Here is a 23,778-nt window from a genome sequence, read left to right on the forward strand (position 1 = left end):
GCTGCCAGTACCGTGGTTCCCACATAGATCCCAATCCCCACCAAAACCCACATCTGCCTCTATCCCCCCACAGTGGTCCAATCTCCGTCCTCCGTCTGGGTCTGGGCAACAATAAACAGCTGCTGTTCGCCCATCAGCTGTAGCAGCTCTACTGCCTCTGGGTCCAGCTTCTTGTTAACCCGCACGGCCGTATACGCGGCCGGCGTCTGCTGTCCAGGCAGAAGCAGCCCGCCGGTCTCTTGGTTCTGGTAGTATAGATATTCGCCCTGGGCTTGCCAGTATTCCCCGGCCGGGGTGTTTTCGCATCCTGCCGGACGGAACCCGGCGTTGGTCAGGTCGCCTGCCTCCAGCACCGCCTGTCCGTCCAGCTGGGGCGGACACAGCTTTACCCGCAGCCGGCAGGGAACGTTCCCCTGGTTGCGAAAGGCCACCCCCCCAGGGGCAGACTCTCCCGGTTCCAGCACAGGGCCGGGGCCGCCGCCGCCCAGGGAGATAACCTCCACCTTGGTCTCCGGCTGGTGGGGGGCCAGCCGGTAACACAGGCCCCACAGCACGGCTACCAGTACCAGCAGCGAGGCCGCGGCCATCTGCCGCCGCCTCATGGGGCCGCACCCAGCTGGTAGCTCTCCCAAACCGCGCCGCCAGGGTCCTGCTCAATGGTAAAAGCGGCCTCAGCCGTGCCCCGGCGGGTACTCACCGTGTCATTTTCCCTGCACACGCCCACCAGGCATTCTCTCTCCCGGGGGTACAGGCCCGGGTCCTCCGCGGTAACCTGATAGGCGCCAAAGGGCAGACCGGTAAACTCCACTTCCAGAGTGATATTACCGGCGGGCTGCTGGATGGGCTGGGCGCAGCGGTACAGGGTGAGGCCCCGGCCCTCCAGCTTGAAAAGGGCGGAAGCCTGGGGGCTGGTTTCCCCGCTGGCGGCCACAATACGGATCGTCCCAGGCTCCACCCGTACCCGGTAGATAAAGTTCATCAGGACATCGGGGCCGTCCTCCTGGTGGAATACCGCTGTAAGGCTATAGTCTGTCTCTCGGGTGGGGCGCTCTTTGCCCAGCTTGTCCAAAGAAGCGGGTCCCTGGGGGCTCACCCACCAGCACTCCATCTGATCCTCTTCCTCTAAATGTCCTGCCAGAATGTCCTCCAGCCGTTTCCCGCCCAGATGCAAAGGCACGGCCTCCCCCAAGAACACGGTAGTTTCCAGCAGGGTGGGTTCCGGGGTGGCCCTGGCTGGAAGGGTCGGCCAGGCCACCCCCACCGCCAGAGGGAGCAGGGCGGTTATCAGCAAAAACAAGGTCCGAAGGGGCCTTTTTCCGCCGCTATGTACCCTCGGGGCGCTTCTGGATTTTTCTTTCACTTTCCATGATTTTTTACACTTCATGCCTCTAAAAACTCCTTTCAGTGCGCTGGTTTTCTTCAGTGTATAATAGAATGGCTAAAAAACCTGTCGCACTGCGTAGAGAGGCGCTTAGAAGCTTTATTTATGTCAGGTCGGCCCCGGGCGCGGCGTTTTTCCAGGCGTTTTCCAGCCAAGCGCGCACCTGACCAATCCCCTGGTCGCTAAGGGGGGCTGAAAACTCCTGTTTTTCTGCGGCCAGCTCAAAACACTTATCCTCCTGCCAGTGCCAGGCCAGCAAAAGCTGGTTTTCCTGGTCCGGAGCCACCCGGTAGCGCAGCAAACGGCCGGCGCCGTCAGACTGGCTGCCGGTGTAGCTGTTTCCTTCGGTAAAATACGTGATATTTTGCAGTTCAAACATAAGACAGACCTCTTTTCCTTTTTGAGTATATGAGAGAATGCGGTACAGGCTGGGGCGCATATATTGGGGATAGCGGGATCTAAAGGAGAGGGAATATTCGGTGGTGACGGCGGCGTTTCGGCCCCTTCCGGGGCCAAGGACAAAATGCTCTCTCTAAAGGCAAGCGCGCTCCTTTTGTCCTTAGGAGGCGTGAAAAAGATCTCCAAGGCCAGCCCACAAAGGAAGAATCCCTTGCCAAAAGCCCGCGCTGCCCAAAACCAAGGCCCAGGCAGCGTCATGCCGCCTTTCCCTGTGGGCCCGCAGTCTTATCCTTCCAGCAAAGGTCAGAAGGGACCCGCTCCTGCCGCCGGAGACTGTGTCCCGCCCACAAAACTTTCAAGAAAGAGGCGATCCCCTTTGGTACTATACACCGTTCAGCCCGGCGACACCCTTTATACCATTACACGCCGCTTTGGCGTTTCCCTTCAGCGAGTGATTATGGACAACGGTCTGGCGGACCCAAACCGCCTGGCAGTGGGCCAGTGTCTTTTACTATTGTCTCCGGCCCTGACCTACACGGTTCAACCCGGGGACAGTTTGTCTTCCATTGCCGCCCACTTTGGCGTCACCCCCATGACCCTGCTTCAGAACAACCCCCGGCTGGCCCTTTCGCCCCGCCCCACTGTCGGTCAGGAATTGGTCATCCACTTTACCGCCGGAAAGCGCCGGCAGGTGGCAGTAAACGGGTACGCGTATGATTCCATTAACCAGCAAGTGCTCAGGCGGGCGCTGCCCTTTCTCACCTACCTGACCATTTTTGACTATGGCTTCACCCTGGAAGGAGGACTGGCGGCCCCTAACGACCTGCCGCTGATCGCCCTAGCCAAGGAGTACCAGGCTCTGCCGGTGATGCTCCTCTCGTCCCTCACGGAAGAGGGCAGCTTCAGCGCCCAAAAGGCCAGCCAGCTGTTCCGGGACCAGGCCCTGCAAAGCCGGGTGCTGAACAATGTGCTTAGCACAATGATTGAGAAGGGGTATGTGGGCCTAGACATTGACATGGAGTTTATCCAGGCCCAGGACGCGGAGACTTATCTGGCGTTTTTAGAGCGCGCCGCTCAGCTGCTGCATCAGCACGGGTACTTCCTACATGTGGATCTGCCCCCCAAGGCCTCGGCTTTACAGGGCGGACCTCTGTACGAGGCCTACGACTACCAGGCCATTGGCCAGGTGGCGGACTCCGTACTGCTGATGACCTATGAGTGGGGCTATACCTATGGCCCGCCCATGGCTATAGCGCCTATTGACCAAGTGCGGCCTGTGGTAGAGTACGGGACAAAAACCATGGACCGGAGAAAGATCCTTATGGGTCTGCCCAACTACGCCTATGACTGGATTCTTCCCTTTGAGCGGGGCGCCACCCGGGCCACGGCCATTGGCAACGAGTACGCGGTAGAAATTGCCCAGCGGCAGGGGGCGGAGATCCAGTATGACGAAACAGCCCAGTCCCCTTGGTTTATGTACACTCGGGACGGGCTGAAACATGTGGTATGGTTTGAGGATGTACGAAGCATAGAAAAGAAGTACGGCCTGATGGACGAATTTGCCCTGCGGGGCGGGAGCTACTGGAACTTGATGCGGCCTTTTCAGCAAAACTGGTCCTTTTTGGCAGCCCGATACGCCATTGAGAAGAAAAAAGCACCGGCAGGCTCTTAAAAGAGGCGCGGCATAAAACCTGTGCCAGCAGACTCTATCTATTTAGCCGTCCGGTATACATAGGCCCGGCCCTTCACACCAGTTTGCTCTACCGCGCCCAGCTCCCGGGCCGCACTAAGGGCCAGTGAACCCGCCATGCTGGAAAATCTTCCCCACCGGCAGAAATCCTTGGCGGTAAACTCTTCCGGCAGTCCGGGCGGCAGCAGCCGGGTGCTCTCCCCAGGCTCCAGGGCCCACACCTCGTCCAGCAGGCGCACGGGCATACGCTCATACCGGGTATAGCCCCTGCGGCCCCGGCCGTCCTTTAGGCGGTACTCCTCCACCTCCAGCACCGGCACACAAAAGCCCAACCCCGGCCGCCCCAGCAGGGGCCGGATGCGGTACAGCTCCGGCAGAATCTCCCAGGGTCCCCCAGGCTTTGGGCTTTTTCTTTTCTGGGACATGGTCCCCTCCTGGCTCACGCTAATCAGCCACTTGACCCCTGCAACTGGGTACACCAGGGTCACTGGGTATGCTTTCAAAAAAAAGTCCAGCTTTTCCCGCAGCCGGCCAAATCCCCCGGTCTGTATCTCCATAATGCCCTGAGGATTGACAATATCCGCCACAAAGCGGCCCACCCCCACCTCCCGGCACAGGGGATCTGGCTCCAGGTATAACTTTAGCGCGGCGTGCAGGGTTTTTTCCTTTAAGGTGCCAATGCCCCCGGCCCCAGGCCGGGCCTCCATCACCTGGGCACAGGCCCATAAAAACCGTTCCTGATCCATCAGCCTAGTTTAAACAGCCGGGCAAAGTTTCCGTATAGCACGGCCCGGTTTTCCTCTTCGGTAAGACCCAGGGCAAAAAACCGCTTCAGCTCGTCCTCCACAGGCCACATGGGAAAGTCTGTGCCAAACAGGGTGTGCTCCACCCCAAAGCACGCCAGGCTCTCCAGGGCCTCTTCCCGGCTAAGAAACCCCAGAGAGCTGGAGGTGTCCACATACACATGGGCCCCTTTCAGGCAGCGGCGGGCCTCCTCCCACTCTGTATACCCCCCCAGATGAGCGGCAATGCAAGTGAGCTCCGGCAGCCTGTCCAGCACCCTGGCAAGCCGGATGGGGGAAGAAAAATCCTTACGCCCGTCCCCAGTGTGGAATAAAATAGGCAGCCCCCGGCCCTGGACCGCTCGATAAAAAGGCAGCATGGCCGGGTCATCAATCTGAAATTCCTGAAAGTCCGGGTGCAGCTTTATGCCCCGCAGCCCCAGGGCCTGGACGGCGTCCAGGCCCTCTTCGATCTTCTTAATATCCTGGTGCCAGGCCCCCAGCCCCACAAACTGGGGATATTGGAGGCAGGCCCCGGCAATATAGCGGTTAATGGAATCCACCTGCTCGGCTTTTGTAGCCACAGAACACACTAAAAATTGGTCTATGCCAGCCTTGCCGCCGGTTTCGGCCAACACGGCGGGCAGGCCTACATAGCACATAGACAGGTCGTAGAAGCTCCCCACCGAAGCGGTGGCCTTTTCCGCAATTTTTTCCGGGTAAATATGGGCGTGGGCATCGGCGGCAGGGTAAGCCACGCCGTTCCATGTTACTGGCAATAGGGTCAGTCCTTTCTTTTAGAGTACACGCAGCCACAGTAATTCTGTCTATAAAGGCCGTATTCCCGGGAAAGCTCCACCGAGCGCTTGTAGCCCTCCCGCTTTTTAAAGTCCGCAGGCAGGTGCTTCACCCCATACTGGGCGGCCAGCTCCTCGCCAATGCGGTTCAGCTCCCGGGCATTTTTCAGGGGGCTGATGGACAGGGTGGTGGTAAAGTAGTCCGCCCCCAGATCCTGGGCGGTCCGGGCAGCCTCTTCCAGGCGCAGGCGATAGCAGATAAGGCATCGGGCGCCCCCCTCGGGCTCCTCCTCCAGGCCCTCCACCGCCTGGAAAAAGTCCTCTCCCCGGTACTGGCAGGGCGCCAGGGAGACCGGGTTTTCCAGGGGCATTTGGGCCATCAGCCGCCGCAGCTCCTCCAGGCGTTTTTGATACTCTGCCCAAGGGGAGATGTTGGGGTTATAATAGAGCAGGATAATGGAAAAATATTGGCTAAGGTACTCCAGCACCGCACTGGAACAAGGCGCACAGCAGGCATGCAGCAAAAGCCGGGGCGGCGGGCCCGAGAGGCCATCAATTAATTTTTCCAGTTCTTTTCCATAATTTCTTGGGCACGACGGCACAGGAAACGCTCCTTCCCTTTATTATGGCCATGGAGTTCTGCTCCACACCTTGTCTAGGGCTTGTTTGAAAATAGAGGAAATGACGAATTTTGGGCCAGAAGGGGACAATTTCAAGGAGAAGAACCGCTGTAGTTAGCTGCGCTAACTACGTCACTCTGGCGATTGACGAGGATTTTCGACGTAGAAAGTGGCCTCTTATGGCAAAAAAGACGACGTTTTCGATTTTTCAAACAAGCCCTAAAATCTTTTGGAAAAAAGTTTCTTAGGCATTTTCAAAAATCATAGATCAAAATTCCCTTAGGGCAATACGTTGGCCCTTGTCACAAAGCAACAGGCTTTCGTAGAATCCAGAAGCCCCTGCGCTGCCACTGCACAGCAGCGTGGCCCCCACACACAAAGCCCCGGACCGCGGACCCGTATCACCAAGGCGGCATCCAGCCGGCTTGACAAAAGCAAAACATATCCCGTCACAATTTTGTAACAATATTGATTGACAGGAACCGCCAAAACCCTTACAATAGTACTATGAAATAATCCTTTAAAGGGGACTCTCCATGGACCTTGCGTTTTTGATCTCAAACCCGCTGATCAATGTCAGTGTGATTTCCTGGGCCTCGGCGCAACTTTTGAAAACTTTGGTGGACGCGGTCAAGCACAAACAGTTTGACCGCCACCGGCTGGCCGGGGCTGGAGGTATGCCCAGCTCCCACTCGGCGGTAACCTGTTCGGTACTGCTGACCTCTTACTATCTCTATGGGTTCAATTCCCCGGTGTTCGCCCTGGCCTTTGTGCTGGCCCTGATTGTCATGTATGACGCCACTGGCGTGCGCTGGGCGGCGGGGCTGCACGCCAAGGCCATCAACCACATTGTGGAGTATCTGGAGAAAAGCGAGAACCCAGAGGACAAGCGGGCCCTGCACGAGCTGATTCCCCGGCTCAACGAGTCCCTGGGGCACCGGGTACGAGAGGCCATTTGCGGCGCGGGGCTGGGCTTTCTTATCGCAGTAATCGGGCATTTAAGCCGCACGGGGGGCATATCCTAAGCTTTTGCCACGTCGCAGCCCAGCTGGTCGATTTTTTCCCGCAGGGCAAGAAAATCCTCAAAGACCTCGGGCTTTTGCCGGGGGCTGCGCAAAAGGGCCGCCGGGTGCAGGGTTGCCATCATCAAGGTGCCGTTTTTCTCCACGAACTGTCCATGCTCCCGGGTAATTTTAATGTCTGGCTTCATCATGCGCATGGCGGCCACCCGGCCCAAACACACCACAATTTTGGGCCGCAGCAGGGCAAACTGGTTGCGCAGCCAGCCAATACAGGCCTCCTGCTCCTCGGGCAGGGGGTCTCGATTTTGGGGCGGGCGGCATTTGACAATATTGGCAATGTAGATATTGGTTTTCCGGTCCAGGTCTACCGCAGCCAAAAGCTTGTCCAGCAGCTGGCCGCCCCGGCCCACAAAGGGTTCGCCTTGCAGGTCCTCATTTTCCCCTGGCCCCTCTCCCACAAACAGCACCTTTGCCCTGGGGTTGCCCACGCCAAATACCACGTGGTGGCGGGTCTGGCACAGGCCGCATTTCTGACAGTTTTGGCAGGCTGCTTCCAGGGCTTCCCAGTTGTCAAACATAGGCCGCACACTCCTTTGGGATTGTTTTGGGTTGATTATACCACGGGGGCGGCGCAAAGTCAAACCTTGCCCTTTTCCAAAAGACGCCAGGGTTTTTAGGACCAGAGTCCCCACGCCGCCACAGGGGGCCCTGGCCCTTGTCTACGCTGCCGAGCTGGCAGACGAGACGACAAACCTTTTCCTGTTCCGCCCCGGAACGCTTGCGCGTAAAGCAACGCCCTTGGACACTCCCCCCAAAACCCGGCCCTTGATTTTTCCCGCGCCCAGTATTATAATATTGAGAGACAGCAAACCAATTTTTGGAGGCATTTTTATGAAAGTTATGGTAGAAACTTCCGCGCACCATGTCCATGTTTCCGACCAGGACCTGGCCGCCCTGTTCGGCCCTGGCGCAGCACTGACCAACAAGAAGGATCTTTCCCAGCCCGGGCAGTTTGCCTGTGCCGAAAAGGTGGAGGTTGTAGGTCCCAAGGGGTCCATGTCCATGTCCATTCTGGGCCCCACCCGGCCCGAAACCCAGGTGGAGATCTCTCTGACCGACGCCCGCAAGCTGGGCGTTACCGCGCCCATTCGGGAGTCTGGGGATCTGGAGGGTACCCCTGGCTGCACCCTGAAGGGCCCCGCCGGCCAGGTAACCCTTGAAAAGGGCGTTATTGCCGCCAAGCGCCACATCCATTTTAATCCCGAAGAGGCCAAAGAGGCTGGTGTGGAGGACAAGCAGATCGTTTCTGTAAAGGTAGACTACAACGGCCGCGCCCTGGTGTTTGGCGACGTAGTCTGCCGGGTAAGCCCCAAGTATGCCCTGGCCATGCACGTGGATACCGACGAGTCCAACGCCGCAGCCCTGCCCGGCACGGTTGACGGGGAGATAATCAAATAAATTATGAACAAGCTCAACGTTTTCACCTATAACCTGCGTATTGACGTGCAGGGAGACGGGAAGAATTCTTTCCAGAACCGCCGGGACTTTATTCTGGCCCGATTCCCCAGCTATGGGGCGGCGCTGGTGGGGTTTCAGGAGACGGCCCCCCATATGCGCCAATGGCTGATAGAGAACTTGGCCGGCTATCAGGTTTGCGGCCTGGGCCGGGAGGCCGACCTACAGGGCGAGAGCAACCCCATTGCCTACCGGGCAGACCTGTTCGAGCTGGTGGCACTGGATATGTTTTGGCTATCCGATACCCCCTGGAAGCCAGGCAGCCGCTTTGCCACAGACCAGAGCGACTGCCCCCGCATCTGTACAGCAGCCGCTCTGCGGCATAGGGAAAGCGGTCATCTGCTGCGCTGCTATAACACTCACCTGGACCATCTGGGGCCCATTGCCCAGGCCCAGGGGATCAGCCTGGTGCTGGCCCGCATGGCAGAGGACTATGCCCGCTGGCCCATGCCTGTAATTTTAATGGGTGACTTCAACGCTTTCCCCCACAGCCCCGTGTACAAAAGCGCCCAGGGCTTTGCTGGCTGCGGCGCACCCCTAGTGGACGTGACCGCCGGCCTGGGAGGCACCTTCCACGACTTTGGCCGGCTGGCCCAGCCGCAAAAAATCGACTATATTTTTACCAACCTGCCCTGCAACCCGGCTCAGTCCCTTTTGGCCCAGGATGAGGCGGAGGGGGTGTACCTTTCCGACCACTACCCGGTAGGGGCTGTGGTGGAGCTGTAGAGACACGATTCTCTCAACATAAAAAACCCGGCGCACAATGGAGGCTTTTCCATGTGCGCCGGGTTTTTGTTATAAGATGGCTTGATGTTAGGCGCCGCCCTACAGCTGGGGGTAAATCTCCTCAAATACTGCGTCCAGCAGCTGGTTCGCCTGGCGGCACTCGGCAGTAATGGTCACCACCGCGTCCTGATCCTCCATCACAATGGAGAACTGCCCGTACTTGCCGTCCGCCCGGTAAGAGCCCTGCGCCCCCCGCCAGAACAAATACCCATAGCCCTGGCCGCCGTTTTCCACCTGCTTTTGGGTGGCCTCTTCCAGGTAGGCCTGGGGCACCAGCTGCCGCCCCTGCCAGCGGCCCTTTTGCAGGCAGAGCAGCCCAAAGCGGTGCAGCTCGTCCGGAGTCAGGAACATGCCCCCGGCCCCAAAGGTGTACCCCATGGGGTCGGTCTCCCAGGTTGTGGTGGTAATGCCAATGGGCCAAAGCAGCCGGGGCCCCAGGTAGCGCAGCAGGTCGCAGCCCGCCCGGCGCTGCACCAGCACCCCCGCCAGGTAGGGGCCCACGTTATTATAGAGGAACCGGGTGCCCGGCTCATCCGTAAAGGGCTGGGCCAGGCTCAGCTTCACCCAGTTCTTTTCCTGATGCAAGGGCCGGTCCCCGCCCATTAAAAAGCTCTCCGGCTGGCCCAAGCACATGGTCAGCAGGTCCCGCACCGTGGCCTTGGCCAGGTTGGGAGAAACCTCCTTTGGCAGCTCCTCTGGAAAAGCCTCGGTCAGTTTCTCGTCCAGAGAGAGCAGCCCCTCTTTTTGGGCAATGCCCACCGCCGCGCTGGTGAAGCTTTTGCTGGCCGAGTACACGTTCCTGCGGCACAGGTCGTCCCAGGCGTAGCGGCCCACCTCTTCCCCGTGGCGGGAGACCACCACCGCCAGGGCCCGCAGGGGTCCAGCCTTTTGAATGAAGCCGTGCATGTCTAGTTTCATGGTTGCGCCGTCCTTTCTTTGATGGTTGTATTTCTTGATTTCTATTTGCGTCCTTGCTATTACAAAATATTGCGCGGCCCAGGCGGAAACAGACCGTGTTCAGGCAGCGTACAGGGCCGCGAATACAGATTCTTATCCCTGGCTGAACTCCGACAGCATCAGCCCTGGGTTTTTGTCCAGGGCCCAGTTAATGCTCCACTGGTTACTGAACAACAGCAAATACCGCCCCCGCAGATCCTGCACCTTCTTGGTGTCTGTGGTCAGGTTCAGCTTTTTCACAGCAGCCTCGTCCAGGTTCTCGTTGTCAATCCACCGGATAAACGAGTAGGGCAGGGTCTGCATGTGTACCTCTACGTTGTACTCGTTCTCCATCCGGTACTGGAACACATCGAACTGTAGGCTGCCTACCACGCCCACGATGACCTCTTCCATGCCCGCGCCCAGCTCCTGAAAGATTTGTATGGCTCCTTCCTGGGCAATCTGGTTGGCGCCCTTTACAAACTGCTTGCGCTTCATGGTGTCCTTTTGCCGCACCAGGCTGAACAGCTCTGGCGCAAAGGTGGGAATGCCCTGAAAGCGCAGTTTCTTCCCTGGGGCGCAGAGGGTGTCGCCAATGGAGAACACCCCGGGGTCGAACACGCCGATGATGTCCCCGGCGTAGGCCTCTTCGATGATCTCCCGGCTCTGGGCCATCATCTGCTGGGGCTGAGAAAGCTTCATCCGCCGCCCGCCCTGGACGTGCTCCACCTCCATGCCCTTCTCGAATTTCCCGCTGCATATGCGGATAAAGGCGATGCGGTCCCGGTGGGCCTTGTTCATATTGGCCTGGATCTTAAAGACAAAGGCCGAAAAGCTGTCCGCGTAAGGGTCTATGGGGTCCCCGGCGGTTTTTCTGGGCAGGGGCGGGGTGGTCAGGCGCAGAAAATTTTCCAGAAAGGGCTCTACCCCGAAGTTGGTGAGGGCCGATCCGAAAAATACTGGCGAAAGCTGGCCGTGGCGGACTTTCTCCAGGTCGAACTCATACCCGGCCCCGTCCAGCAGCTCTACGTCGTCCCGCAGGGTATCGTATAGATACGGGCCCACGGCCTCCTTCAGCTCTGGGTCCTCCAAGGTGTAGTCCCGCTCCTTTACCTCCCGGCGGCCCGCGCCGCTCTCTTCCGGCTCGAACTTCAGCACCCGGTTTTTCTCCCGGTCATACACGCCCTTAAAGCCCACGCCTGAGCCAATGGGCCAGTTCATGGGGTAGGTGCCAATGCCCAGCTCCTTTTCTATTTCGTCCAGCAGGTCGTAGGGGCTTTGAGAGTCCCGGTCCATCTTGTTGATGAAGGTGAAAATGGGGATGTCCCGCATGACGCAAACCTTAAAAAGCTTGCGGGTCTGGGCCTCCACGCCCTTGCTGGCGTCGATGACCATGACGGCCGAGTCCGCCGCCATCAGGGTGCGGTAGGTGTCTTCCGAAAAGTCCTGGTGGCCGGGGGTGTCCAAAATATTGATGCAGTAGCCGCCGTACTGGAACTGCATCACAGAGGAGGTGACGGAGATGCCCCGCTGCTTTTCAATTTCCATCCAGTCCGAGACCGCATGGCGGGAGTTCCTCTTGCCTTTAACCATACCGGCCAGGGTGATGGCGCCGCCGTAGAGCAGGAACTTTTCGGTGAGGGTGGTTTTGCCCGCGTCAGGGTGGGAGATAATGGCAAAGGTCCGGCGGCGGGTGATTTCAGATTGATAATCAGGCAAAGTAAGCCATCCTTTCGTATAAATTTAGGGCAGCGCCGACTAAAGATGCTGCGCGAGTTGCGCAGCAGACTTTCTGTTGCCCGTTTTGAGCAGCCAATCTCGCGACTGGCAGGGAAAACTGGTGCAAGCTGGCGAAAAAAGATCCGGCAAATTGTCCGCGGTCTTTGTGCGGCGCCGCCTTTCGGTCAAGCCGCCCGTAGGGGGCTCCTTTAAGGGCATTCCTGTTCTACATGGGTCACACTCCTTGGAGATAGTGGGTCTATTATACACCAGGAAGGGAAAACTTGCAAGTGGGGCGGACGCCCCCCGGCCCAGAAAGGAACGCCTTGCGCGTTGAACGCGCGGCGACTGAAAACGGCCCACAAAGCCGGCGGCACGCCTTTATGACACAGATAGAATATCCTTCCGTCCTAGCGGCATAATAATAACCAGTGTATCAAAAAGCCCCTACCCTCTAAGACGCATCTCTTTGAATGAAAGGATGAAGCATTATGTGTACATGCGTGGCAATGAAAACCCAGGACGTATATTTTGGCCGCACTATGGACATTGACTACCGGTTTGGAGAGCGTGTGGTGGTTACCCCCCGGAACTATTCCTTTGCCCTGAAAAACGGCGAGAGCTTTGAGACCTGGTACGCTATGGTGGGCATGGCCTCTGTGATGGATGGCTATCCCCTGTATGCCGAGGCCACCAACGAAAAGGGGCTGTCCATTGCCGGGCTCAATTTTCCTGGCAACGCCTATTACGGCGAACCTGTGCCCGGCCGGCTGAACCTGACCCCCTATGAACTTATCCCCTGGGCCATGGGGAACTTCGCCACCATTGCAGAGCTGCGCCGGGAGCTAAAAAACGTTTGGCTGACCAACCAGCCTTTTGCCAAAAATCTGCCCCTGGCCCAGCTGCACTGGATGATTAGCGACGGAGAACAAAGCCTGGTGGTAGAGCAGACCCGCCAGGGTCTGAGCGTGTACGAAAACCCCATGGGCGTGCTCACCAACAACCCGGAGTTTCCTTTTCACCAAATGAACCTAAACAGTTATATGAACATCAGCTGCCAGCCGGCTCAAAACCGTTTTTCACGGCTGGTGGATTTAAAATCCTACGGACAGGGCATGGGGGCCATGGGGCTGCCAGGGGACGACTCTCCTACCTCCCGATTCATCCGAGCCAGTTTTTATAAGCTGAATTCCCAGTGCGACGGTACGGACGCAGGGTCCCTTTCTCAAATCTTCCATATTCTGGAGGGAGTTTCTATTGTGCGGGGCTCGGTGGTGGTCAGCGGCAGTACCTGCAGCGTGACCACCTATACTTGCTGTGCCAACGCCACCCGGGGGGTTTACTACTATAAAACCTATGCCAATAGCCAGCTGACCGCCGTGCGCTTGACAGACGCTAACAAAAGCGCGGAAGCCCTTTCGATATATGAAATCGACGAGACCCCCCAGGTGCGGTATGTAAACTGAAAAAAGCTCTTGACAACTACACGCAATGCCGCTATAATTTCTATAAATTGAATGATGAGGTGAAAAGATGTTGAAGTAAGCTCAAAGAAAACCACAAAAATTCCACTGCTTTTAGGATTCATCCCTGAAGGCTGAGTTTTTGCCGGGTTTTTTTGGGCTGAGGGCCGCCTGCTGGGTGCGGGCTTGGCCTGTGCGCATCTTTTTCTTTTGCCTTTTGGGCCCTAGGTCTGTTAAAATTCGACAGCCCTTTTTTGTGCGCATACGTCCATCCCCGGCCAGATAGGAGGTATGCGCATTGTTACAAGTAAAAGGCCTAACCATTACCATGAGGAAGGACTCGCGGGTTCTGCTGCGGGACCTGGACTTTGCCCTGAACCCTGGAGATAAGATAGCCATCATTGGTGAGGAAGGGGATGGGAAGTCCACATTACTAAAACTTTTATTCCATGAAACTTTAGTGGAGTCCTACGCCGACTGGGAGGGCTCTATTGCCAAAAAAGGAATGATTTTGGGCTATCTGGCCCAAGAGGTGTCCCCCCAGGAAGGGGCGCTGTCTGTTTACGAATACTGCTGTGCACAGCCAGGCTTTTTAGAGGCTAATCCTGCCGGGCTGGCCGCGGCCGGGGCCCCGGTGGGGGTTTCTCTGGAGGATTTTTACGCCCAGCGGCTGGTTTCCAGCCTTTCCGGCGGGGAAAAGGTTAAGCTGCGTATGGCCCTGCTTGGGCTGCGCCAGCCAGACGCCTACCTGCTGGATGAGCCCAGCAACGACCTAGACGTAGAGACCCTGGAGTGGCTGGAGGACTTTATTATACGCTGCCCCCAGCCGATGCTGTTCATCTCTCACGACGAGGTGCTGCTGGAAAAAACCGCCAACGCCGTGCTACACCTGGAGCAGCTGCGCCGCAAAACTCTGCCCCGCTGGACTCTGGCCCGGATGGGCTACCGCCAGTATGTGGAGGAACGCCTCCAGCGCTTCGGCCGCCAAGAGCAGGCCGCCAAAAAGGAGCGGGAAGAGGACCGCAAGCGCCAGGAAAAGCTGCGGAAAATTGAGCAGAAAGTGCAGCATCAGCTGGACGCCATCAGCCGCGCTAACCCCGCCGGGGGACGGCTGCTGAAAAAGAAGATGAAGTCTGTGAAGAGTATGGAGCACCGCTTTAACCGGGAGCGGGAGGACATGACGGAATTTCCCGACACCGAGGAGGCCATCACCGTGGACTTTTCCCAAACAGCTGCCCTGCCCTGGGGCAAGCCCGTGCTGGACCTGTCTTTGTCTGCCCTAGCGGCTCCGGACGGGGCCCTGCTGGCAAAAAATGTGGAGCTGCACCTGCGGGGACCAGAGCATATTTGCATCACTGGAAAAAACGGCGCGGGCAAGACGACCCTGCTGCGGCGCATTGCCCAAGAGCTGCTGCCCCGTGCTGACCTGAAAGCCGCCTATATGCCCCAGGACTATAGCGAGGCTGTGGACCAAAGCCTAACCCCTGTGGAGTTTTTGGCCCCCGGGGGCCAGAAGGTCCAGATCACCCAGGCAAAGACCTACCTGGGCAGCATGAAATACACCCCGGAGGAGTGCGCCCATAGCATTTCCGGGCTTTCCGGGGGCCAAAAGGCCAAGCTTTTCCTGCTGAAGATGATTTTGGACGGGAGCAACGTGTTGCTTCTGGATGAACCCACCCGCAATTTCAGCCCCTTGTCTGGACCGGTGATCCGGGCCATGCTGCGAGATTTTAGGGGCTGCGTGATCAGCGTATCCCACGACCGGAAATTTATTTCCGAGGCTGGGGGCCAGCTGTACCGGCTGGGACCCCAAGGCCTGGAAAATGGTTGACAATCTGGCATATATATGGTAAAATTTGGTATGTTTTCAGGTTGTGTGTTCCTCATAAATCTCAAGAGAGAAGGTGAATTTATTGGCAGGTCAGGTCTACAACATGATTAAGCAGGTCATTACTCAAAAAGGCAAGGGCAACCTTGTTATAGAAAACTCTGTACGGACAAAGATGTATCTGAAAGGAATTGCTGTAGATAAATACACGGCAGTCTCTCCTGATGATCCGGCTACTATACAGAAGGTCCGCGAGGTTGCCAAAGAGTTTGGCATTATAGTTTGAAACCCATAAAAAATTGTAATATTAAGGGCGGGATAAATATTGGCAGTCAAGACTGTTTTAATTAAAGGAACAAATAGCCAGGATATGGCGCGGCAGGCCCGCGAGGCCCTGGCCGGTTTTCAGCCAAAGCTATTGCTGTTTTTTGCATCCAGCGTGTATGAGCATCCCGAGGCTGCTCTGAAGGAGGCTTTTCCCAACAGCGAAGTGATCGGCTCCACCTCTCACAGCGAGTACTGTAACGCAACCTTCACCAGCGGCGCGGTCAGCATTCTGGCTGCGGACCAGGAGAGTGTGGAGGATGTTTGCGTTCGGGTAGTAGAAAACATCAGCACCGAGCCGGACCTAAAAGCGGTTCTGGAGGACATGCACAATTATTATGGCGGCGTGGACCAGGTTATTAACAATTACGAGAGCTATGTGGGTCTTGTTATCTTTGAGTCCAGCGCAAAGTCCGAGGAGGTCTTCATGGACCGCCTGGGCACAGTGACCGACCTTCTTTTTGTAGGCGGCTCTTCTTCCGCGGCGGACAGCGGCCAGTCACTGGTCTATGCCAATGGTCAAAGTTATAGCGGCGCGGCAGTGCTGGCAATTCTTAAAACCGTAAACGGCTACGATGTGTTCAAGACCCAGAGCGCCCACATTCTATCAGAACGCAAGCTGCTGGTTACAAAGTCGGATATGCGCAACCGTATTCTTTACGAATTTGACGGCCGCCCCTGCGGCGAGGTGTACGCCGAGGTCTTGGGCGTTCCCCAGGATGAGATTCAGAATTACTTTGTAAGCAATCCCCTGGGCGTTGTGGCGGACGGTGAAATTTTCGTCCGCACCTTCAACCAGATTCAGGACGGCGGGATCACCCTGCACTGCGGCTTGCCGGAGGGGACGGAGATTAACGTTCTGAAAATTGGCAACATCGTGGACGATACCAAGAAGGCGCTGGACCAGGCGATTACCTATCAGCCCGCTGGTTTGATTAACTTCAACTGCCTGTACCGTACTCTGGAAATCCAGAATGAGAATCAGGTTGAGCCCTATTGTGCGCTCTTTGGGCAGTATCCCAGCATAGGATTTTCTACCAACGGCGAGGCTTTTTTTGGACATATCAATGAAACATCTACGGTTCTGGTCATAAAATAAGCAATAGCCCCTATACGGTAGGTTTTGGGCAGCGCATTTGTAGAATGCGCTGCCTTTTTGTATGGAGAAGCCGCGTGCAGAGGCGGTTCCCTCCGTGGAATTTCAAGGACATTTGCCATGCCGCTTAAAAGGGGCCCTTGCACCATAAAAGCCCTTGTTGGAAACATCTACAAGAACGCTTCCAGGAACCGACAAATTCATCCTCTGGACTGGTCTATAATAGAGTGGACAGGAGGGAGCGCCATGACTGTTTATGCCGATGTACTGGTGATTGTCAACCTTTACGTGGACCTTTTCCTCTTGCACTGTGTCCAGCGGTTTCTGCACCTGAATACCCGCTGGGAGCGGCTGGTACTGGGCGCCCTGGCAGGGGCCCTGACCGCCCTGACGGGGCTGCTTCCTCTGCCCCCCTGGGCCGGTCTGCTGGCAGCCGGGCTGGGCGCCTTGGCCGCTGCTGCGGGGGCCTTTGCCCCAGTGGGACGGCGGCTGTTTCTCCAGTGCTGGCTGTGCATGTGGCTGTTTTCTTTTTTGCTGGCGGGGTTTCTGCTGTTTCTTTTGCAGTTCGCGCCCCCTGGCTACCTGGCCCTGGTGGGCGGCGCGGTGTACATAGATCTCTCTTTGCCCATGCTGTTTTTCTCCACTTGCGCCGCCTACCTGGTGTTTTGGCTGTTCCGGCGGCTGTTCTCCGGCCAAGGGGCCAGCGCCGAACCCCTGCGGCTGACCATTGCCCACCAGGGCCGCCAGGCAGAGCTTTTTGCCAAGGCCGACACCGGAAACGCCCTGCGGGAGCCCTTTTCAGGTTTGCCTGTCATTGTCTGCCAAGCCAAGACTTTAAGCGGGCTGGCTCCAGCGGCAGCTGACGAGTTTCTGCGTTCCGGGGGCGCGGCAGAAGCTGGGGCGGGCCTGCGGCTGGTGCCCTTTCAGACCCTGGGGGGCGACGGGCTGTTGCCTGCCTTTAAACCAGATCGGGTCGTAGCCGCAAAAACCGGCCAAGAACTGGAATGCTACCTGGCTCTTTCCGCAAAGCCCCTTTCCGCGGGGCAATTTTCCGCTATTTATAACCCGGAGCTGTTCCCAAAGGAGTAGCCCAACGCGCGCTCTTCCCCTCACCTACACCTAGAAAGGAACGTGATCTGTTATGCTAAGCCAATTCCTCCTCTCTCTTCTTCCCCTTTGCCAGGGCTTTCTGCGGCGGTTCTTCTCTGCCTGGTGGGCCCAGCCCTGCCACTACATCAACGGCCCCGATACCCTGCCCCCGCCCCTGACCAAAGAGGAGGAAGCCCAGGTGATGGAAAATATCCGCAATGACGTGCCCGGGGCCCGAGAGCCGCTCATCACCCACAACCTGCGGCTGGTGGTCTACATTGCCAAAAAATTTGAGAGCCCGGGGGCCAGCGTGGAGGACCTAATCTCCATTGGCACCATCGGGCTCATCAAAGCGGTAAACACCTTTCGGATAGAGAAAAATATCAAACTGGCCACCTACGCTTCCCGCTGCATTGAAAACGAGATCCTCATGCACCTGCGGAAAAGCTCTCAGCTGCGCAACGAGATCTCCATTGACGATCCCCTAAACGTAGATTGGGACGGCAACGAGCTGCTTCTCTCGGATCTTTTAGGCAGTGACCCAGACGCAGTGAACCAGGACATTGAGCAGGAGGCGGAACGCGACATGCTGCTAAGCGCGGTGGACCGCCTTTCCCCCCGGGAAAAAACCATTATGCAGCTGCGCTTCGGGCTGGCTTCCACCAAGGAACACACCCAAAAAGAGGTGGCCGACCAGCTGGGCATTTCCCAGTCTTACATATCCCGGCTGGAAAAGCGGATTATCACCCGGCTGCGCAAGGATCTGGAGAAGGCCAGTTAATATTGAGCGTGAATGGCAAATGCTTTTCAGCGGTTTCAGGGCTCTGTTCAAGACTTGACCGCCCTTTGCCTCCAAAATCCGCACCCGTCGAAAAGGGCGCTGCTCCCCACGAGAGACAGGGCAGCGCCGGCTGACGCAGGGAAGCTCCCCCGCTTACTTGGCAAAATTAAGCAATAGGAGATCCCACCGAACCAGCAGATGAGGCTGCGGGCCCACAAAACTTTTCCTGTTCCCTTGCCAGAACCTTAACTTTTCGTTTTCCCCTCCTCAAGGGGCGGAAAGCCCCTACATCACCTGCTCATAATAGGTAATAAAGCTTTGCAGCACCTGTTTGTCATTTTCAAAGGTCACCCGCTCCAGGGCCTGGGCCAGGGTGCACCACGCAATGGCAAGCACCTCCTCCTCTTGGCGGCGCAGTTCCCCGCCCGTGGGCTTAGCGGCAAAGTAGACCACATCCTTCATCACCTGGGGCTTGGGCGAATAGGTGACCACCTGGCGGAATTCTGTGTCCAGCTTCACCTTCAGCCCGGTCTCCTCCCATATCTCCCGGCGGGCAGTGTCCGCCTCGGTCTCTCCCTTTTCCACGTGGCCCTTTGGAAAGGCCCAGTGCTCCCCATTTTGGTGGCGGATGAGTAGTACCTGGGGCCTGCCCGCTGGATCTTCCTGCCATACCACGGCCCCACAAGATTTTTCCAGCTTCATAAAAAAACCTCCTTCTAATAAAAGGGAGGCCCGCGCCGGTAACCCAGCGCCCGGGCCTCCCCTATTTTATTATTCTTGACTGACAGAGAATTTGTACTCGGTCTCGGTCACAAAGGGCGTATCTTTTTGCAGAATACCCCCTGGGAAGTTCTGGTGGTTCACTGTGTCTGGGTAGAACTGGGTCTCCAGGCAGAAAGCCGTGTGGGGGCCCATCTGCTGGCCATCCTTGCCCAGCACCCCTATAGGCGGCCTGTTAAAGGTATACAACTGCACCCCCGGCAGGTCGGTAAAGACCTCCATTACCCTGCCGCTCTTTGGCTCTCGGGCCTCGGCGATCTTCCGAAAACCGCTGCCCTGAGGACAGAAATTGTGGTCAAAGCCTCCGCACAGCTGAATCAAGTGGTCCTCCGCGAACATATCCTGCCCCAAAGGTTTCGGACTGCGGAAGTCCAGCGGGCCGCCATCCACCTGAATAAAACCGCCAGTGGGTATCAGCGCGTCGGTGACCTCTGTTACCTTTTGGGCGTTGATGGTCAGCACAGTGTCCAGCACGTCTCTTTGGGGGTCGCCTGACAGATTGAAAAAGCTGTGGTTGGTGGGGTTAAAGGGCGTGGCCTGGTCGCTGACAGCGCTGTAGCGGATGTGCAGCGCCCCTTCTGCTGTCAGCTTATAGGCGATCTCTGCTTTCAGGTTTCCAGGGAATCCCTCTTCGCCATCCGGGCTTTCCAGGGAGAAGGTGATCTCAGGCCAAGGCCCGTCCTCAAAATCCGCCTGCCATAGGGCCTGATGAAAGCCTCCCGGGCCCCCGTGCAGGGAGTTTTCCCCGTCGTTTTGGGCCAGGCGGTACTCTTTGCCCTCCAGGGCGAAACGCGCCCCGCCAATGCGGTTTCCCCAGCGGCCAATGGCAGTCCCATGAAAGTCGGCCCCAAAATACTCTTCCAGGGTCCGGTGGCCCAGCACCACATCTCCCATTTTCCCCTCCCGGTCTGGCGCCAGCAGGCTGAGAATGCGGCAGCCATAGTCTGTCACTTTCATGGTCATGTTCCCAGCCGCCAGGGTGTAGGCATGGGCTTCCCGGCCGTCTGGCAAAACGCCAAACCGCTCTACCTTTACGCCGCTCATAGCTTAGGCCTCCTTACCAAGCATAGCCGCGCCGATAATGCCCGCGTCGTTGCCCAGCATCGCCTTGCAGATCTTGGTCTTTTTGCCAGTAGAGCCGTACTGCTCTTTCTCCACAAAAGCCCTCACTGGGCCCAGCAGGGTCTCGCCCTCGTTGCAGATGCCTCCGCCCACGCAGAATACGTCGGGCTGGAAAATATTAATCATGTTCACAATGCCCACGCTTAGATACTTAATATACTCGTCCACCACCTCTTGGGCAATGGGGTCGCCTTGGCGCATGGCGTCAAAGGAAGTGCGTCCGTTGACCTTGTTGATGTCCCCGCCCACAATGGTCCACATGGGAGAGTCCTTGGGGGCCTTTTCCATATGTTCTTTTGTCATCTTGATCAGGCCTGTGGCAGAGCCGTAGGCCTCCCAGCAGCCCAAGCGCCCGCAGGTGCAGGGGCGCCCATCCGCCACAATAACCGTGTGGCCCAACTCGGCCCCAGCAAAGTTAAATCCAGAATAAATTTTTCCATTAATAATTACGCCGCCGCCCAGGCCCGTGCCCAGGGTAATGGCCACCGCGTAGGCCGCGCCCTTTAAGGCGCCGGCCATATATTCGCCAAAAGCCGCCGCGTTGGCATCGTTCTCCATAAAGATCCGCTTGCCGTCCAGGCGCTCCGAAAGCATTTTCTGCATAGGAGTGTCCTTAAAAGGCAGGTTGTTGGCATACTCAATAATGCCTGTCTCCTTGTTGATAGTTCCAGGAGAGCCCAGGCCCACCCAGGGCACATCCGCCAGGGTCAAACCCGCGTTTTTCAGGGCCTCCCGAGCTGTGGCGGCCATAGCGTCAGCCACCTGTTCCGCGTTTTCCGTTTGGGTCGAGGAAGTGGCTCTGGCAATAATTTTGCAGTCCTCGTCAACGATTCCAACGGCGATGTTGGTGCCTCCTAAATCGATTCCAAGATAACACATAGTTGCTCCTGCCTTTCTTGATAAGTAAGTATAGAATGCCGGTGGGGTGAGGGATATAGTTCAAAGAGGTAACCCCCCTTCTTTGAATGAACCAGCGGCACCGTGCCCGCTTACTATAGACCTCAATCAGTTACAGTATACTATACTTTTCTTGTGAAAGCAAATAGTTTCAGAAATATTTTTCAATATTTTTTGTGTTTGATTTTCCAAACTGGGGTTGATTTTCCAGCAAGAACATGCTAAAATAAAATACATTATGGGCCGCCGTGGTGGAATCGGCAGACACAAGGGACTTAAAATCCCTCGGTAGCGATACCGTACCGGTTCAAGTCCGGTCGGCGGCACCACGAAAGTCCTCAGTCGATGATACAATCGACTGAGGACTTTTTAATTTTGCCAATGGAAAAGCCTTGGAATCAAGGGAAAAGCGGGACGCAGGGGGTGCGGATATCCTCCGGCGTCCCGCCTTTTTCGTTTTGTGTGGGGATGGGACGCCATCAACGGAGATTTGCATTTTGCACCCTCCCCCTGTCCCACGGGAGGGAAAATTAAAAGGTTGAGGGAATCGTTGAAAGGTCAGTACATGGATCGTCCAAAAATAAGGTATTAAAATACTTTATTGAGGTATTGACAAACGCTGTCGAGTGTGATACACTACCTACAACAGCAATAATGAACATTTTAGTTTACCGGGAGGGAATATACCATGGACCGCAAGAATAAGGCCGAGAGCTATTGGAATTTCTTCAACTTTTTAAGAGGCCAAATGTCAGCAAGCGATATGCGTGTGGCCGCTCTGCTCACCGGTATTGCCATGGAAAAATGTGAAATCAGACCGGATTTAGAAAACGAACAAGATGTCGTTCAAATCATGCGCAACGCCTCAGAGGACCTGGGTTTTGGAAGAATCTTCTACAGGAGTGAACAAAATGCTTTTATAGGCTATACCCTCCTAAAGCAAGCTGCACCGCTTGACTGGGAGGAAATGCTAGGCGAGATCGATGAGAAGGCTGCAAATTTGGTGCATCTCCCCAAGCCATTGATTGAGCATTTTGAGGTATTCTTCGAGTTTACCACCAAGTATGTTCTAATCGCTGAAGGGGAAAAGTTCACACCTAATTTGAAATCCATGGTCGATGCTTATCCCGAATGCGACTACACTATAACCACGATGAATCCTGCCTATACCGCAATCCTTGAGCGGGTTTTCCAGGGTTACAGGAATGTCCGAGTCGTAACCACAAGTATTTATGAATATGAATTCCTCCAGGAGCGATTTGATCTAATTCTCTCTGTTCCAACATTTGGTAGCAGACTTCTGGTCGACCGGGAGCAGCATTTCATGTGCCGTGAGCATGAAATGGTTGCTCTGGAAAATCTTCTTCTTCACTTGGGGCCTAGCGGCAGGTTGGCAATTCTACTCCCCGCCCGCATCACTTTTGCTGGCGGTAACGTCAAGGGTCTCCGCAATTTTATTCAGGACACCTATAAAGTTGAAAGCATTTCGGCAATGCCAGAAGGTTTCCTTGAATGGTCGGCAATCAAGACTTACCTTCTCACCATTACAACAGGAACAACTGACGATATCGCCGTTCGTCGTTTTGGCATTCAAGATACCATAACAGGTTCTGCTGGTCGTAGAGTGAGAAATATCCGTCTTGAGGATGAAACTTTCTCGATGCTGTCCGAGCTGGAGGAACAAGGCGACTGGAACGTGGACAAGCTATTTGCGGCCCAGGATGAGGACTGGATACGATATATGGGGGTGAAACGCGCTATTCTTGGAGAAGTTGCCACCGTGTTCCGTGGGAAGAATGTGCCTCGTAAGGACCCTACTGGTAGATTCGGAGTTGTAAACATCTCGAACCTTCGGGAGTTCAGCATTGACTATGACGGATTGGACCATCTGGATGAGGAAGAGCGCAAATTAAGAACCTACATTTTAGAAGATGGTGACATTTTGGTGCCAGCCAGAGGTACGGCGGTACGAACTGCTATTTTCAAAAAACAAGATTATCCCTGTATTGCCTCCTCCAATCTTGTAGTAATTCGCCCTAGAAGCGATCTCCTGAACAGTGTTTACTTGAAGATGTTCTTGGACAGTCCTCTTGGTGGCAAACTTCTGGAATCCGCCCAGCAAGGTACCAGCGTCATCAATCTGAGCTACAAGGATATGCAATCCCTTGAAATCCCGTTGCCGGACATCGAAAAGCAGGAGGCTCTCGCAAACGAATATCAGACCGAGTTGACGATGTATCTTGAGTCTATAAGCGAAGCAGAACGCCGCTGGCGTTCTGCGCTGGACAGGCTTCAAGAACAGATATAAAAAGAAAAACCATAACAACTATTTTAGGAGGAATGACATTGGAAAACGTCCAGCAGTTCATGAAAGGCGATATTTTTTATCTGGATCTTGGCAAACCTGATGGCTGCATTCAGGGTGGCTGTAGGCCCGTAGTAGTTGTGCAAAACAACACAGGAAATCGGTATAGTCCGACTTTACAGATTGCCCCCATCACAAAAAGTAAAACAAAGGCCAAATTACCTACTCACGTTGAACTGCATAAAGGTATGGGCGGGCTGAAGGAAGATTCCGTTGTCTTAGTCGAGCAAACAACAATTTGTAACAAGAAAGAACTTTTGCCACAGAACAGATTGGGACATCTCAATGACAGTGTTCTGGATAAGCTCGATGACGCTATAGCAATTCAGTTCGGATTAAACAACCGTGTATCGACACAGCGGCATATATATAAAGGAGGGGCGTGA

The 23,778-nt window shown here is 56.0% G+C and carries 24 protein-coding genes and 1 tRNA gene; 13 read left to right on the forward strand and 12 right to left on the reverse strand.

What is annotated here, in order from left to right; translation table 11 throughout:
* Nucleotides 1–59: 59 nt before the first annotated feature.
* The 3 genes from U8U68_RS09260 to U8U68_RS09270 all read right to left on the reverse strand — a co-directional run bounded on the left by U8U68_RS09260 (nucleotide 60) and on the right by U8U68_RS09270 (nucleotide 1,760).
* Nucleotides 60–632 carry a hypothetical protein gene (locus U8U68_RS09260; protein WP_322200529.1) on the reverse strand — a complete coding sequence of 191 codons (573 nt, stop codon included), beginning with the start codon at nucleotides 630–632 and terminating at the stop codon, nucleotides 60–62.
* Nucleotides 599–1,297 (reverse strand): hypothetical protein, encoded by a 699-nt coding sequence (locus U8U68_RS09265; RefSeq protein ID WP_322200530.1) that lies wholly within the window; start codon nucleotides 1,295–1,297, stop codon nucleotides 599–601. Before U8U68_RS09265 ends, U8U68_RS09260 begins: the two co-directional genes overlap by 34 nt.
* Nucleotides 1,298–1,484: 187 nt before the next feature.
* The gene (locus U8U68_RS09270; RefSeq protein ID WP_322200531.1) at nucleotides 1,485–1,760 is read right to left on the reverse strand and encodes a hypothetical protein; all 276 of its coding nucleotides are present in this window, start codon (nucleotides 1,758–1,760) and stop codon (nucleotides 1,485–1,487) included.
* A 396-nt stretch (nucleotides 1,761–2,156) separates the two neighbouring features.
* Here U8U68_RS09270 and U8U68_RS09275 point away from each other — a divergent pair, with 396 nt between their 5' ends.
* Nucleotides 2,157–3,452, forward strand: coding sequence for a LysM peptidoglycan-binding domain-containing protein (locus tag U8U68_RS09275; protein WP_322200532.1), 1,296 nt, complete (start codon nucleotides 2,157–2,159; stop codon nucleotides 3,450–3,452).
* A 38-nt stretch (nucleotides 3,453–3,490) separates the two neighbouring features.
* Here the strand turns inward: U8U68_RS09275 and U8U68_RS09280 are convergent, their stop codons facing one another.
* From U8U68_RS09280 to U8U68_RS09290, 3 genes are read right to left on the reverse strand one after another with little or no spacing between them, the layout of a single operon-like run.
* Complete coding sequence (locus U8U68_RS09280) at nucleotides 3,491–4,216, reverse strand: DUF8091 domain-containing protein (RefSeq protein WP_322200533.1); 726 nt, start codon at nucleotides 4,214–4,216, stop codon at nucleotides 3,491–3,493.
* Complete coding sequence (locus U8U68_RS09285) at nucleotides 4,216–5,031, reverse strand: amidohydrolase family protein (RefSeq protein WP_322200534.1); 816 nt, start codon at nucleotides 5,029–5,031, stop codon at nucleotides 4,216–4,218. Before U8U68_RS09285 ends, U8U68_RS09280 begins: the two co-directional genes overlap by 1 nt.
* Nucleotides 5,032–5,036: 5 nt before the next feature.
* Nucleotides 5,037–5,651, reverse strand: a complete 615-nt coding sequence (locus U8U68_RS09290; RefSeq protein ID WP_322200535.1) for an epoxyqueuosine reductase QueH — start codon at nucleotides 5,649–5,651, stop codon at nucleotides 5,037–5,039.
* Nucleotides 5,652–6,205: 554 nt separating this feature from the next.
* Between U8U68_RS09290 and U8U68_RS09295 the strand changes: the two genes are divergently transcribed.
* Entirely contained in the window at nucleotides 6,206–6,694 is a 489-nt protein-coding gene (locus tag U8U68_RS09295) for a divergent PAP2 family protein (protein ID WP_322200536.1), read from the forward strand.
* On the opposite strand, the gene U8U68_RS09300 is transcribed toward U8U68_RS09295, so the two are convergent.
* On the reverse strand, nucleotides 6,691–7,269 hold the full coding sequence (locus U8U68_RS09300; RefSeq protein WP_322200537.1) for a uracil-DNA glycosylase: 579 nt from the start codon (nucleotides 7,267–7,269) through the stop codon (nucleotides 6,691–6,693). The two genes, U8U68_RS09295 and U8U68_RS09300, sit on opposite strands and share 4 nt — an antisense overlap.
* 313 nt (nucleotides 7,270–7,582) lie before the next feature.
* Here U8U68_RS09300 and pduL point away from each other — a divergent pair, with 313 nt between their 5' ends.
* Together pduL and U8U68_RS09310 are read left to right on the forward strand one after the other, a co-directional pair.
* Nucleotides 7,583–8,149 (forward strand): phosphate propanoyltransferase, encoded by a 567-nt coding sequence (pduL, locus tag U8U68_RS09305; protein ID WP_322200538.1) that lies wholly within the window; start codon nucleotides 7,583–7,585, stop codon nucleotides 8,147–8,149.
* Nucleotides 8,150–8,152: 3 nt separating this feature from the next.
* The gene (locus U8U68_RS09310) at nucleotides 8,153–8,932 is read left to right on the forward strand and encodes an endonuclease/exonuclease/phosphatase family protein (RefSeq protein ID WP_322200539.1); all 780 of its coding nucleotides are present in this window, start codon (nucleotides 8,153–8,155) and stop codon (nucleotides 8,930–8,932) included.
* 99 nt (nucleotides 8,933–9,031) lie between these two features.
* Here the strand turns inward: U8U68_RS09310 and U8U68_RS09315 are convergent, their stop codons facing one another.
* Both U8U68_RS09315 and U8U68_RS09320 read right to left on the reverse strand, forming a co-directional pair.
* Nucleotides 9,032–9,910, reverse strand: coding sequence for a serine hydrolase domain-containing protein (locus U8U68_RS09315; protein WP_322200540.1), 879 nt, complete (start codon nucleotides 9,908–9,910; stop codon nucleotides 9,032–9,034).
* A gap of 132 nt (nucleotides 9,911–10,042) precedes the next feature.
* Entirely contained in the window at nucleotides 10,043–11,647 is a 1,605-nt protein-coding gene (locus tag U8U68_RS09320; RefSeq protein ID WP_322200541.1) for a peptide chain release factor 3, read from the reverse strand.
* A gap of 491 nt (nucleotides 11,648–12,138) precedes the next feature.
* Here U8U68_RS09320 and bsh point away from each other — a divergent pair, with 491 nt between their 5' ends.
* From bsh to sigE, 6 genes are all read left to right on the forward strand, one after another.
* Nucleotides 12,139–13,113 carry a choloylglycine hydrolase gene (gene bsh / locus U8U68_RS09325; protein WP_322200542.1) on the forward strand — a complete coding sequence of 325 codons (975 nt, stop codon included), beginning with the start codon at nucleotides 12,139–12,141 and terminating at the stop codon, nucleotides 13,111–13,113.
* 295 nt (nucleotides 13,114–13,408) lie between these two features.
* On the forward strand, nucleotides 13,409–14,941 hold the full coding sequence (locus tag U8U68_RS09330; RefSeq protein WP_322200543.1) for an ATP-binding cassette domain-containing protein: 1,533 nt from the start codon (nucleotides 13,409–13,411) through the stop codon (nucleotides 14,939–14,941).
* A gap of 82 nt (nucleotides 14,942–15,023) precedes the next feature.
* Nucleotides 15,024–15,224, forward strand: a complete 201-nt coding sequence (locus U8U68_RS09335) for a hypothetical protein (RefSeq protein WP_322200544.1) — start codon at nucleotides 15,024–15,026, stop codon at nucleotides 15,222–15,224.
* A gap of 39 nt (nucleotides 15,225–15,263) precedes the next feature.
* On the forward strand, nucleotides 15,264–16,361 hold the full coding sequence (locus tag U8U68_RS09340) for an FIST signal transduction protein (protein WP_322200545.1): 1,098 nt from the start codon (nucleotides 15,264–15,266) through the stop codon (nucleotides 16,359–16,361).
* A gap of 243 nt (nucleotides 16,362–16,604) precedes the next feature.
* A complete protein-coding gene (locus U8U68_RS09345) occupies nucleotides 16,605–17,447 on the forward strand; it encodes a sigma-E processing peptidase SpoIIGA (RefSeq protein ID WP_322200546.1) in 843 nt (280 codons plus the stop codon).
* A 52-nt stretch (nucleotides 17,448–17,499) separates the two neighbouring features.
* Complete coding sequence (gene sigE, locus U8U68_RS09350) at nucleotides 17,500–18,228, forward strand: RNA polymerase sporulation sigma factor SigE (protein WP_322200547.1); 729 nt, start codon at nucleotides 17,500–17,502, stop codon at nucleotides 18,226–18,228.
* Between the two features lie 285 nt (nucleotides 18,229–18,513).
* Here sigE and U8U68_RS09355 read toward each other — a convergent pair whose 3' ends face one another.
* The 3 genes from U8U68_RS09355 to U8U68_RS09365 form a co-directional block, all read right to left on the reverse strand.
* Nucleotides 18,514–18,930 (reverse strand): bis(5'-nucleosyl)-tetraphosphatase, encoded by a 417-nt coding sequence (locus tag U8U68_RS09355; RefSeq protein ID WP_322200548.1) that lies wholly within the window; start codon nucleotides 18,928–18,930, stop codon nucleotides 18,514–18,516.
* A 69-nt stretch (nucleotides 18,931–18,999) separates the two neighbouring features.
* Nucleotides 19,000–20,052: an aldose epimerase family protein gene (locus tag U8U68_RS09360; protein WP_322200549.1), complete on the reverse strand. Its 1,053-nt coding sequence runs from the start codon at nucleotides 20,050–20,052 to the stop codon at nucleotides 19,000–19,002.
* A gap of 3 nt (nucleotides 20,053–20,055) precedes the next feature.
* On the reverse strand, nucleotides 20,056–21,009 hold the full coding sequence (locus U8U68_RS09365) for an ROK family protein (protein ID WP_322200550.1): 954 nt from the start codon (nucleotides 21,007–21,009) through the stop codon (nucleotides 20,056–20,058).
* A 260-nt stretch (nucleotides 21,010–21,269) separates the two neighbouring features.
* Here U8U68_RS09365 and U8U68_RS09370 point away from each other — a divergent pair.
* The 3 genes from U8U68_RS09370 (at nucleotide 21,270) to U8U68_RS09380 (ending at nucleotide 23,778) form a co-directional block, all read left to right on the forward strand.
* Nucleotides 21,270–21,356, forward strand: a tRNA-Leu gene (locus U8U68_RS09370).
* 359 nt (nucleotides 21,357–21,715) lie between these two features.
* The gene (locus U8U68_RS09375) at nucleotides 21,716–23,335 is read left to right on the forward strand and encodes a restriction endonuclease subunit S (RefSeq protein WP_322200551.1); all 1,620 of its coding nucleotides are present in this window, start codon (nucleotides 21,716–21,718) and stop codon (nucleotides 23,333–23,335) included.
* 38 nt (nucleotides 23,336–23,373) lie between these two features.
* A complete protein-coding gene (locus U8U68_RS09380; protein WP_496196376.1) occupies nucleotides 23,374–23,778 on the forward strand; it encodes a type II toxin-antitoxin system PemK/MazF family toxin in 405 nt (134 codons plus the stop codon).

It is taken from the genome of Acutalibacter intestini (genome assembly GCF_034334985.1).
GTDB classification, from domain to species: domain Bacteria; phylum Bacillota; class Clostridia; order Oscillospirales; family Acutalibacteraceae; genus Acutalibacter; species Acutalibacter intestini.